The organism is Type-D symbiont of Plautia stali, from assembly GCF_001485335.1.
GTDB lineage: Bacteria > Pseudomonadota > Gammaproteobacteria > Enterobacterales > Enterobacteriaceae > Pantoea > Pantoea vagans_C.
Genome location: NZ_BBOC01000038.1, coordinates 37,103 through 48,992, shown reverse-complemented (window position 1 = coordinate 48,992; position 11,890 = coordinate 37,103). Strand labels below are relative to the sequence as shown.

Here is an 11,890-nt window from a genome sequence, read left to right as displayed (position 1 = left end):
TATATCCGGAGGGATTTTTTCTGGCTGCGTGAGACGGGCACGGGAGCGATTTTCAACAGAGGAGAGCTCTTCAGCATTAAATCGCTTCAGCCATTTATAGCCGGTTTTTCGACTAATGCCGTGAAGGTGGCAAAGCTCGGTCATGGATTTATCGCCTGCCTGGCAGGCGAGGATGAAATGAAGGCGTTGCATGGTAACAGTCTCAGTCCAGGGCATAGTGAGTCTCCTCTGCTATGCCAATTCATAACTGTTACCCATGTGCCCGGTCTAAAGTGTTACCTATGTGCCCGGTTTGCACCTAAATGCGCCCCCTACGGAAATAATATAGGGTCGCCATTTATGGCGACCGCATCACATAGGGCGTTATAATAGCCCCCTGATTCACGATGTGAAACCGGCATGAAACTGACCCTCGATAACGATCTCACCGTGCGCAAGCTGCTGATTTTTAGCTGCTATATGGAAAGTGAAAACCTCGCCAGAGCCGCAGAAACCCTTGGGCTGAGCACGGTCAGCGTGCACCGTGCGCTGCATACGCTGGAAGAGAGCCTGCGTTGCCCGCTGTTTGAACACAAAGGCCGTCACTTAGTGGCACTTCCCGCCGCCTGGACGCTGCTTGAATACAGCCGTGAGGCGCTGGCGACACTTAGCCAGGGCATTGATGAGACGCAACGTACCGCGGGAATGGGGCTGGGTAATCTACGCGTGGGAACGCTTTATTCGCTGTCGCTGGAAACCGTGCCGCGCCTGATCATGAAAATGAAACTGCGCCGCCCGGAACTTGAGCTTAATCTCACCATGGGTTCCAACGAGTTGCTGCTGCGCGCACTGAAGGCCAATCAACTGGATGCCATCATCATTTCAGTCAGTGAAGCGGAGATTGATGACAAGGTCTTTGAACAGGTCGCGCTGTTTCAGGATGATATTTTTCTCGCCGTCCCTCAGAACGATGACAGCGAAAACAGCGATGACATTGATCTGCGAGCCTACAGCGACAAGCCATTTGTCTCTCTGGCCGAAGGATTCGCCACCTTTACCGGTTTTCAGGAAGCCTGCCATGTCGCCGGTTTTGAACCCAACATCATCACGCGCGTTAACGATATTTTCTCGATGCTGAGTCTGGTGCAGGCCGGCATGGGTTACTCATTGGTACCGGGCAGAATGCGCAAACAGTATGAGAACGATCTGCGCTTTTTGCGTCTGGCAGAGCCGTATCAGATGCGCCAACACATCGCCATTGTGTTTCCCCGCAACCGCGAACACGATCCTAACCTGCTGGCGTTAGTTGCCGAGGGACGTATGTTCGCGTTGAGTTTGCAGGAAAAAAATCAACTCGTCCCGGCCAGCCGCTGAAACAAGCGCAGCGCCAGCTCTTCGCCGTTGCGCTCCAGTGCGAGACACTCGCCCTGACACTGCACATTTCGGGTTAATCCCGTCAGCACTTCACCGGGTGGCATCTCAATCACCAATCTGACGTCCCGTTCTCTGGCTGCCACCATCGCTTCATGCCAGCGAACGCTGCGCGCCATGTTCATCGCCAGATCCTCAGCGATCCGTTCCGGCTGCCACAGCACGCGCGCACTGTTGCCGCTTAAATACGCCAGATGTGGACGTTGCACGTTGATGCTGTCCATTGCTGCTTTCAATTGCTGTGCCGGTTGCGAAAGCAAAGCGCAATGCGATGGCACGCTGATCGCCAGTCGGTGCGCGCGTTGTGCGCCCTGCGCCAGAGCCTGCTGCGCCACGGCGGCCATTGCGGCATCGCTGCCGGCAATCACAATCTGAGTTTCCGCATTGATGTTGGCAATAAAGCTCTGGCGGTTATCCACCAGCGCTTCAACCTGCGCCAGGGTCATGCCGCTGATGGCGGTTAAACCATAGCCTTGCGGATAGGCTTGCTCCATCAGTTCACCACGTAGTGCCACCAGCTTTAGGGCATCTTTAAAATCCAACGCCCCGGCGATGACGGCCGCAGGATAAGCGCCGATAGACAAACCGCACACCATGTCCGGCTCTACGCCTTTGGCGATCAGCTGTCTCGCAGCTGAAACCGCCGTGATCAGCAACGTCAATTGCACCGCACGGGTGTGTTGCAACGCGTCGACGGAGTCCAGTTGCCGGAGTTCATCACCCAGCACCGCATGAGCGGTGTGCCAGGTTTCATCCCGTGGCAAGGCATGCAACATGCCAGCACGCTGGGTACCTTGCCCGGGAAAGGTGAAGAGCGTTTTCATGGGTTTTCCTCCGTCCAGGGAAGATCGGTCAGACGCGGGCCTTGCGCGGTTTTCAATAACACGCGCCCGGTGCGCAGCCATTCGTTAAGGGCAAAAGCCCCGACCGGCGTCTCAACCTGGGTGTCCACGCGACAGGGCAAACGCGCAAGTTGCCGCTGCCACACCGCCAGTTCGTCTGGGTCAAGCGGCTGCGGCGCGCGGATCAGCAGATCAAGGTCACTGTCCGCGTGCAGAACGGGCAGTGACGTTGCCAGGGCAAAACCGGTGCTGCCGGTCACGCCCCAACACCAGGTCCAACGTTGCTGTTGCAGTTGTATCAGTGCCTGCACCGTGGGTAAGGCACGAAACACATGCGAGGCAGCGCGATCGACCAGCGTTTCAGGCGCGTCAATACGCACCACATCTCGCGCCTGCACCCAACCTGCCGCGCGCTGATGGCGTACTGCGCCACGCACGCCAATCGGGATATTGCCCTGCTGCATCCGATCACGCCGCACCACCACCGGCTGCCGTACGCTCCACTGCTGCGCCACCCACGGCTCTTGAATATCGAGCAAGGTGGCATCAGCCTGTAGCCAGAGCAGATCGTGTGGGCGGACGTTCATGATTAAATTCCTGCAGTTAAACTAATAAACAGCGGCAGTGACAAAATCGACAGCAGCGAACTGAGCAGCAGTACCGCTTCTGCATCAGGTGACTGAACGCCAAAGCGATTGCCAAACACCACACCAAAGAAGCCAGCCGACAGCGCAATCATCAGAATCGCAGTGATGGCTACGGTACCGTGCAGACCAAACAGCAGCACAATCCCCCACGCTATCGCTGGTTGAATCAGCAGTTTGGTTACAGTCGAGCTGATCACCATACTGTTGATTTTCAACTGTCGTGCCGAGAGGATCACCCCAGTGAGGAACAGGGCCGCAGCGGTTGCCGCCAGACCCAAAGGTTTAATCGCCGTCAGCACCAGGTCAGGCATCTTAATGCCGATAGCTGACAACACCACGCCGAGCAGCGGTCCCCAGACAATCGGTTTTTTCACCGAACGCCACATCAACACGGGTAACATCGCCAGCGTCGAGCGCTGTGTTTCCCCGGCAAGACGCGCTTTTTCACGCTCCAGAATCAGCAGGCAGAACGGCGTCATTAACACTGAACCGCAGGCAATCGAGACCGCCACAGAGAGCGATGTCGCTGAACCTTCTCCCACCACGCTGCCAAGAATGGGTAAGCCGAGTGCGGCATAGTTTGGCAACGCCACGGTTAACGTCAGCACCGCGGCGTCCTGAGGCGATTTTTTGAAGATTTTGGTGGCGACAAAATAGAGCACCGCATAGGCGATCCACATCGCTAATGTCAGCACCACAATCAATGGCGTCTGCGCCACAATACTACTCCACGGCGTCTGCACCGTGGCACTAAACAGTGCTGCCGGTAAGGCAAAATCCATCACAAAGATATTGAGTAATGAGACGTTTTTGTTATCAACCATTTTGGCTTTGCCGGCCCAAAACCCCAACAGCATGATGATGAAGATCGGGGCGAGCGCATGCAGAATCACGTAAGTCATAAATCACCTGTTTGTTATTAAAAGAGTGAGTACTGACGCGATGGTGTTGAATTTATCAGTTGCCGCAGAGGCCGGACGCCGCGTGCGTCCGGCATACTGACAGCCGGCAGGTTGATTTAAAGATTTTTATTATTGGGTACTACCAACTGGCACGCAGACGTTCGCGGACCCGTGCCGAACTTTGGCGATTGGGTGCAGCAAGGCGTGATCCTCTGCCCGGCATGCGGCGCGTATCGTCAATCGCTTGTGCCAGGGTGGTTTTGACACGCGCCACATCATCTGCAGCTGGCGCATCAGGATTCGCGATGTCCAACAGCGACGACAGCAAGCCCAGGGTCGCGTAATTACCGATGTCATAGGCCATTGGCGGCACGCTGGCGGCCAGTTTTTCAAGCGCTTCCACGGTGCGTAACGTGATACGCGCCGCCGAGGCTTTGCCCATCGCATGCACCTGCACCGCCGGATCGTTAAAGGCAATCAACCGGTTGGCCTGATAGCCATGCGCCAAAAACGCACCGGACATCGCTTTGCCCACGATCAGTCCAATCACCGGATGCCCGGCGAGCCGCGCTTGTGCATAGGCACCCGCAGCCCCCGCCAGTGCCTGGTGAATACCAAAGCCCTCTTCACGACGACCATATGCCTGACTTGGGACATCAATAACCGCAATAATCGGCCGCTTCACCGCATTGTTGGCGTCTTCAGCGATCGTATCCTGAACCACTTTTGCCAGCGTCCAGCCCTCCAGCAGGCCCACTTCACCCTGTGCGGCACGCGGATAGCGGTTGTTGGCATCCGGCACGACGGCAATAAAACGCGCGCTTTCACCGTTGAGTTCGGCGTCTGCCACCTGTACTGACGGGCAGAGTCCGTCGCGGCGTGCGGCATTATTAGTGAGTTGGCTGAGCCACAGCTCACCACGGCTGTTGTGTGCACTCATAATTTCACCTCCGGCGCAAAGACCTGATGAATGGTGGCCGTACTGGCCTGCTGTGCGGTATCGAAACGGCTTAAACGCTCGAGATAAAAGGCATAATTTTCGCTGCGATGCTGAGCGGGTACACCTTGTGCTAATGCCTCGTCAACCGCATGTTTAACTGCCTTAACACCATCGTTGACCAGTGCGTCCACCAGCCCGCTTTGATAGCGAATCTCGCCGCCGGTCATGCTCCAGATAAATGGACGGTTACGCGAGTCATACTCATCAATTCCCGCCTCCTGTTCGATCACCTGCGGGCCGTTCAGACCCAGACGCGCTTCTCGGGTGACAATCAAATGGCTGCACAGCGCGGCGGCAATCGACATGCCACCAAAGCAGCCCACGGTGCCGGCGATAATGCCGATCACCGGCGTGTACTGGCGCAGATCGACGATCGCGGCGTGAATATCCGCAATAGCGGCCAGACCGAGATTGGCTTCCTGCAAACGCACGCCCCCGGTTTCCAGGCACAGAATTGCTTGTGTTGGCACACCGTTACGGTTGTCTTCCGCCGCCAGCTCCAACGCACCGGCCATTTTCGCACCGGAGACTTCGCCCATGCTGCCGCCCTGGAAAGTGCCTTCAATGGCAATCACCACGGTGGACTGGCCGTTTAACGTGCCTTTCATCACTACCATGCCGTCATCGGCCTGCGGCACAATGCCCTGTTTCTCCAGCCACGGCGACATCACGCCTTCAAAGGGATCGAGCAGTTCGCGTGCGCTGCCGCTGTCCAGCAATGCCAACGCACGCTGACGGGCACGCAGTTCGATAAAGCTGCTGTCATCACGCATGATTCACCTCCTCAAAGACCTGTTCGATGCGAATACGGGCAACACCCGGCGTGGCACCAAAGTCGTGGATCACCAATTGCCCTGCCGGCAGTTCAGTTAATTCTGCCAGGCGGCTAAACAGCGCATCCCAGCGCGCCTTGCTGTTGTCCACTGAAGTGGTGATGGTGATATTGAGTGACGCACTGCTGTCTGCGCGGTACAGCACTTCCATATCTCCCGATCCCACCACGCCCGCCAGCGCTTGTCCGCTGAGCGTGCGACGTGCCGGGTAAGCTAACGTTATCTTTTCCATAGCAACCTCTTAATCAATGAGTGGCGATGCAGACAAACGGTCGATAAACAGCGTGGCGGCGAGTAAATCAGCCGCGCCGCCTGGCGACGCATTCAGCGCCAGCATCGCGCTATCCAGTTGTTCTAATGCTGCGCGGCCTGCAGAGGTGGCATACCCACCGGCTTGCAGCACCGCATGGGCACCACGCTGCATGGTTTGCATACCTTCCAGACCGGCACGGTTGAGGACGCAGGTGTCGCTGAGCGACGTCATGATGGCCATCAGTGCATCCAGGCGGGCGGCGTTTTCCGCTGCACCCGCACGGCGGCTGCGCCACAGCTGCGGCAACGCCAATTGCCTGATGTGGGGAAAGCCCTGCTGTGCCTCTTCACGTGCGCCCGGCACCTGAAAACGATGGACGGCACGCAGCCCCTTGCTGAAGGTTTTGGGTGCCGCGCGGTCAGGCAACTGCGCCAGCTCTGCGGCGGTCGCGCACAGCGATTCACTGCTGGCATAACCGCCCTGCATCGCCGCCGCACTGACCAGCAGACCCAGCGCCCAGATCGCCCCGCGATGGGTATTCACCCCGGCGGTGGCAACCATCATCTGGCGTTCACCTTCACGCCCAAGACGGCCAATGGTTTCACGCAGCGCCACATCCGCCGGGCGTAGCCAGCTCTGCTGCGCCAGTGCCATAAACGTTGGGGTCAGGCTGCGCGCCGAACGCTCCATCAGTGCCAGCGTCAGATCCTGATGCGCACCGCTGCCGCGACGATCCACCAGCCCCGGTTTCGGCGTCAGATTCACCTCTTCAATCAGGCAATCAGTGGCGTGCTGCGCCAGTTGATGTAGACGGCTTTCAACCGATTGCGGCGCGAGTCGTTTCATTACCAGCTCCGGAATTTTGCCGGTGGGTTGTAAAGCCCGTCAGACCATTCAACGAGGTCAGCCACGCTGCCGGCTGCCAGCAACGAACGTGTGGCATCGGCACGGCGAATACCGAGATCTTCCGGGAACACCACCTTGCCGCTACGGCGCAGTTCAGCCACGCGCCTGGCATCAACGCCCAGTCCGATATCGGTAATCCCCGCCACTGCCGCCACCATCGCGCGGCGCTCTTCGAGATCCTGTGCGCGATAGAGATAAGCAATGCCCTCTTCGGTCAGCACATGGGTGACGTCATCGCCGTAAATCATCACGGGTGCCAACGGCATACCGGCATTTTTCGCCACCTCGATGGCGTCGAGTTTTTCCACGAAGGTGGGTTTTACCCCCGCCTGGAAGGTTTCGACCATCTGTACCACCAGCTTGCGGCCACGCTCCATGGCATCTTCGCCATTTTTCATCGCCAGCCAGGCGGCGGTAGCATGGCGGCGTCCGTGCGGATCGTGCCCCATATTCGGTGCGCCACCGAAGCCGGAGAGACGTCCACGGGTCACGGTGGAGGAGTTGGCCAGGCCGTCAATTTGCAGCGTCGAGCCGATAAACATATCCACGGCGTACTGCCCCGCCAGCTGACACATGGCGCGGTTAGAGCGCATTGAGCCGTCAGCGCCGGTAAAGAAGATGTCCGGACGGGCGCGGATATACTCTTCCATGCCCAACTCCCCACCGAAGCAGTGCACGCTCTCCACCCAGCCGCTCTCAATTGCCGGGATCAGCGTCGGATGCGGGTTCAGCGTCCAGTGCTTACAGATTTTGCCTTTGAGACCGAGCTGTTCGCCGTAGGTCGGCAGCAGCAGTTCGATGGCGGCCGTATTGAAACCAATACCTTGATTGAGCGATTGCACCTGATGCTCGGCGTAGATGCCTTTAATCGCCATCATCGCCATCAAGATGTGTTCTTGCTTAATCAGACGCGGATCGCGGGTAAACAGCGGTTCGATAAAGAAGGGTTTGTCGGCGACGACCACGTAATCAATCCATGAACCTGGGATATCGACGCGCGGTAAATCGCACTCGTCATCCACCAGTTCGTTGACCTGGGCAATCACGATGCCGTCGTGGAAAGCGGCCGCTTCGACCAGTGCGGGCGTGTCTTCAGTACTCGGCCCGGTATAGAGGTTGCCTTTGCGGTCGGCTTTGTACCCGGCGATCAGGGCGACATTCGGCGCTAAATCGACGTACAAACGGGAGTAGAGCTCGATGTAAGTGTGAATGGCACCGATTTCCAGCTGATCATCTTCCAGCAACTGCGAAATGCGCAGGCTTTGCGTGCCGGAGAAAGAGAAATCAAGTTTGCGGGCAATGCCCTTCTCGAAGATATCGAGGTGTTCACTGCGCCCGACGCTGGGCATGATCATGTGCAGGTTATGCACTTTTTGCGGGTTGACCTCAGCCAGCATGCGGGAGAGGAAATCGGCCTGTTTCTGGTTGTTCCCTTCCAGCACCACCCGGTCGCCTGGCGAAATCAGCTTTTCCAGCATCTCAACCATTTGGTCGGTGGGTAACACTTTGCCCTGCACCGGCAAGGACGCCTGCCGCCGCTGTTTTTCCATGCGGCGCGTGTTCCACACCCGCGCCCCTTGTTGTCCTGATGACATGACTAACCTCCTGAATGAGCGAATCTCATGATTACGTCAACTCAGCAAAGTGTGGTCTTCAACGGCATAGGCATCAATCAACCTGATGGGTTGATCGTTAGCCTGAGAGTAATGATTGGAGGTGTGGAAGTTTGCGGTTGATCAACGATTAGTGAAGGAATTTGTGGGTAATAAAAATGGGCCCCAGATGAGAGGCCCATGATTTATAGGCTTATAGGGGTCTATGTGCCGTCTCTTTCGCTTTCCACAACGCAAACAGCGTAATCAGCAGCGCAAGGCTGACATACAGCGATACCCACACGGTGCTGCCCATCTCTTTAAACAGCGAGGTGATGATCAGCGGCGCAAAACCGCCGCCCACAATACCAGCCAGCGTGTAAGCCAGTGACGATCCGGCATAGCGCACATGGCTCGGGAACTGCTCGGTGACAAATGCCGCCTGTGGGCCATACATCATGGCGTGGATCAACAAGCCGCCGATCACCGCCAGCACAATCAGCACCGGTTGTGTGCTGTCGAGCAATACGAAGAACACAAATGACCAGACGATAGCCAGCAGCGCTCCGATGATATACACCGGACGGCGACCCCACTTATCCGACAACGCACCAAACATCGGTACGGTGATGGCATTGCCTATCGCGCCTAACATGGTAGCCATCAGCGCCAGCGGACGCGGCAGTTGCAGCACCGTGGTGACATAAGTCAGGGTAAACACCACCACCAGCGCGTAGAGCACATCTGAACCGATGCGCGAACCACCCGCAATCAGCAGTTGTTTCGAGTACTTCATGAAAACTTCTTTCAAAGGCGTATGCGTGGTTTTCTCCGCCGCTTGCATCGCGACAAAGGTTGGCGTCTCTTCGACACCGCGACGTAACCACAGACCAAACATCACTAACAGCAAGCTCAGCAGGAACGGAATGCGCCAGCCCCAAGCCTGGAACTGCTCGGCGCTCATTAACACGGTAACTAACGTGATAAAGCCGGTGCCAATCAGCGTTCCGCAGGAAGGCCCAACCTGGGCAAAAGAGGCATTGCGGCCACGTTTATCGGCATCACCGTGTTCCATCGAGAGTAAAACCGCACCCGCCCACTCACCACCCAGCGCAATCCCCTGCACAAAACGCAGTGCCACCAGCAAGATGGGACTCCACACGCCCCACACCGCGTAGCCGGGCAGTAAGCCCATTAACGCGGTGGTCACACCCATGATCACCAGGGTAATGATCAACACCGCTTTACGGCCCGCCACATCCCCTAAGTGGCCAAAGACAAAGCCACCCAGCGGTCGGGAAATATAGCCGACTGCGTAAGTTGAGAAGGCCAGAATGGTGCCGACCAAAGGATCGAAGCTCGGGAAGAACACATGGTTAAACACCAGCGCCGCCATGATGTTGTAAACGGTAAAGTCATACCATTCCAGCGCAGTGCCGATAGAACTGGCAGCCGCAAGGCGACCGGTTTTCGAGGTGCTGCGCTTATCGCGCACCGTTTGCTGCAACGAAGAATCTGTATTAGCCATGTGCCAACTCCTGTTTGGTTAACTGCCAGCCAAGGGCATAACGTTGAACATCACCCGCCAGTGCGGCGGCAGCGGTTGCCGCCAGTTGGTCACAACTTTGTGCATCACGGCAGTGAATCAGCAGCATTGGCAACATCGAGCGTGCTTCTTTCGGCTCCATCGGCAATGGCGAACTCAGTTCAGTATCCGGAGTGAGCAAACTGGAGGAGATATAGCCCGGCGTTTGGTTGATCTGCTGCTGCCATGCCGTTAACGCTGCGCTATCGAAACCCTTTAGCGTCACAACTGCCAGGTTGTTGCCCGTGCCTTTACCGTGACAGTGCGTGACGGTGCTGACCCGGCGCATAGGATTAATCATCTTTTGCAGATTTTTCACCGACCACGTGGTTTGGCGTGTGAATGCCGCGTGATAATCCGCACTGGTGAAGGCCTCCAGCGATTCGGTCTCGTACAAACCTAAATACTTACGTTCGGCGTTGATCGCCTGGTAACGTGTGCCGCTCAAGAAGCCGCTGATCGCCACGCGCTCCTCTACGTGTTCAACGTCATACCACTGGTTAAAGTCCGCTTCATCTTCCGCGCCGATGTTGGTGGCGACAAACAGCATGCCGTGGGGTTGAGTCATTATGAGGATCTCCAGTTAAGGGCAGTTTCCACAGCAAGTGACCAGCTGATTAAGCGGGCATCATCACCATGAACAGAAGCAAGGCTTAGGCCAACCGGCGCACGACCGGTTTGATGGCAAGGTAGGGAGACGGCACAGCCGTCCAACATATTGATCACGCTGGTGTTGCGTAACATCAGCGCGTTGACCTCCATGTACTGTTGCGCGTCATCAAGGGATGCGATGGTGGGCGCAATGCAGGGGACGGTCGGCATCAGCACGGCATCAAATCTCGCCAATGCGGCGTTGATACGCTGCTGCCAGTCTGCACGTTGCTGATAGAGTTGTGCGGCATCCTGTTCCGTCAGGTGGCTGCCGCGCTGCACGCGGACCAGCACTTGCGGGTCATAAGCGTCTGGCTGCGCCTGCGCCGTTGGTTGATGCCACTGCCACGCCTCATATGCTGTAATACCTCCACGGGCGTTCATGGTGTTCATCTCATTCAGTTCAAGCAGCGGGATGTCCACCAGCGTGGCACCGGCTTGCCTGAGAGCATGGATTGCCCTTTCCCAGGCTTGCGCCACTTCGCTGTCCAACCCATCCAGCACGCGAGTTTGCGGTATCGCAAAGCGCGCATTACGCAGATTCACCTGCTGTAACGCCAGCGGCTCATCAGCAATCACACCGTCGAGCAGCCAGCAGCTGCGAACGTCATGCGCGATCACCCCAATGCTGTCGAGAGAGGCAGAAAGCGGTAATGTGCCCGCCTGATTGATGCGGTTTGCCGTGGGTTTGAAACCGGTAAGACCACAAAGCGCGGCAGGGATACGCACCGAACCGCCGGTATCCGTTCCAATTGCACCCAGGCACATACCATCAACCACCGCGACCGCTGCACCGGATGACGAACCGCCGGGGATACGCTGTTCCGCTCGCTGCCACGGGTTAGCTGGCGTGTGGTAATGCGGGTTGATGCCCAGCCCCGAGAAAGCAAATTCGGTCATATTGGTTTTGCCGACAATCGCGGCACCAGCCCTGTGTAGACGTTCAACCACGCTCGCGTTCGCTGCCGCTGGGGGGGCGTCCTGCAACAGACGTGAACCCGCCGTGGTGGCCTCGCCCTGTACATCGAACAGATCTTTGATGCTGATGGGCAATCCATCAATGGCACTGCGTGCCTGCTGTGCTTGCCAGCGTTGGCCTGCTGCTGAAGCTTGCTGTGCCGCTTGTTCTGCATAGCGTCGGGTGAAAACACGCGCACCCTCTTTTTCAGGATGTTGTGCCGCCAGTAACGCCGATGCAGTGAAGGTTTCTGGGCTCGTATCACCCACCAGCAGTTGCTGGCTGGCCTGCCATAGTGTGGTCATCTGCGA

General features: G+C 57.3%; 13 protein-coding genes. 1 reads left to right on the top strand and 12 read right to left on the bottom strand.

Annotated elements, in window-relative coordinates; all coding sequences use genetic code 11:
* Positions 1-216, bottom strand: a 216-nt coding sequence (locus PSSD_RS26605) for a helix-turn-helix domain-containing protein (RefSeq protein WP_153011439.1), incomplete at its 3' end; no start/stop codon positions are given.
* A 183-nt stretch (positions 217-399) separates the two neighbouring features.
* On the opposite strand from PSSD_RS26605, the gene PSSD_RS13585 reads away from it, so the two are divergent.
* Positions 400-1,353, top strand: a complete 954-nt coding sequence (locus PSSD_RS13585) for a LysR family transcriptional regulator (RefSeq protein WP_058972604.1) — start codon at positions 400-402, stop codon at positions 1,351-1,353.
* On the opposite strand, the gene mdcH is transcribed toward PSSD_RS13585, so the two are convergent.
* The 11 genes from mdcH to PSSD_RS13530 form a co-directional block, all read right to left on the bottom strand.
* Positions 1,329-2,234 (bottom strand): malonate decarboxylase subunit epsilon, encoded by a 906-nt coding sequence (mdcH, locus tag PSSD_RS13580; RefSeq protein WP_058972603.1) that lies wholly within the window; start codon positions 2,232-2,234, stop codon positions 1,329-1,331. The genes PSSD_RS13585 and mdcH overlap by 25 nt on opposite strands.
* Complete coding sequence (locus PSSD_RS13575) at positions 2,231-2,839, bottom strand: malonate decarboxylase holo-ACP synthase (RefSeq protein ID WP_058972602.1); 609 nt, start codon at positions 2,837-2,839, stop codon at positions 2,231-2,233. The genes mdcH and PSSD_RS13575 overlap by 4 nt, the downstream gene beginning before the upstream one ends.
* A 2-nt stretch (positions 2,840-2,841) precedes the next feature.
* Positions 2,842-3,801, bottom strand: coding sequence for an AEC family transporter (locus PSSD_RS13570; RefSeq protein WP_058972601.1), 960 nt, complete (start codon positions 3,799-3,801; stop codon positions 2,842-2,844).
* A gap of 139 nt (positions 3,802-3,940) precedes the next feature.
* Positions 3,941-4,741: a biotin-independent malonate decarboxylase subunit gamma gene (mdcE, locus tag PSSD_RS13565; protein WP_058972600.1), complete on the bottom strand. Its 801-nt coding sequence runs from the start codon at positions 4,739-4,741 to the stop codon at positions 3,941-3,943.
* Positions 4,738-5,574, bottom strand: a complete 837-nt coding sequence (locus PSSD_RS13560; protein WP_058972599.1) for a biotin-independent malonate decarboxylase subunit beta — start codon at positions 5,572-5,574, stop codon at positions 4,738-4,740. Before PSSD_RS13560 ends, mdcE begins: the two co-directional genes overlap by 4 nt.
* Positions 5,567-5,866: a malonate decarboxylase acyl carrier protein gene (mdcC, locus tag PSSD_RS13555; protein WP_058972598.1), complete on the bottom strand. Its 300-nt coding sequence runs from the start codon at positions 5,864-5,866 to the stop codon at positions 5,567-5,569. The genes PSSD_RS13560 and mdcC overlap by 8 nt, the downstream gene beginning before the upstream one ends.
* A gap of 9 nt (positions 5,867-5,875) precedes the next feature.
* The gene (locus PSSD_RS13550; protein WP_058972597.1) at positions 5,876-6,733 is read right to left on the bottom strand and encodes a triphosphoribosyl-dephospho-CoA synthase; all 858 of its coding nucleotides are present in this window, start codon (positions 6,731-6,733) and stop codon (positions 5,876-5,878) included.
* Complete coding sequence (gene mdcA / locus PSSD_RS13545) at positions 6,733-8,388, bottom strand: malonate decarboxylase subunit alpha (RefSeq protein ID WP_058972596.1); 1,656 nt, start codon at positions 8,386-8,388, stop codon at positions 6,733-6,735. Before mdcA ends, PSSD_RS13550 begins: the two co-directional genes overlap by 1 nt.
* Positions 8,389-8,599: 211 nt before the next feature.
* On the bottom strand, positions 8,600-9,913 hold the full coding sequence (locus PSSD_RS13540) for an MFS transporter (RefSeq protein ID WP_058972595.1): 1,314 nt from the start codon (positions 9,911-9,913) through the stop codon (positions 8,600-8,602).
* Positions 9,906-10,538, bottom strand: coding sequence for a DUF4286 family protein (locus tag PSSD_RS13535; RefSeq protein ID WP_058972594.1), 633 nt, complete (start codon positions 10,536-10,538; stop codon positions 9,906-9,908). The genes PSSD_RS13540 and PSSD_RS13535 overlap by 8 nt, the downstream gene beginning before the upstream one ends.
* The gene (locus PSSD_RS13530) at positions 10,538-11,884 is read right to left on the bottom strand and encodes an amidase (RefSeq protein WP_058972593.1); all 1,347 of its coding nucleotides are present in this window, start codon (positions 11,882-11,884) and stop codon (positions 10,538-10,540) included. Before PSSD_RS13530 ends, PSSD_RS13535 begins: the two co-directional genes overlap by 1 nt.
* Between the last annotated feature and the right edge of the window lie 6 nt (positions 11,885-11,890).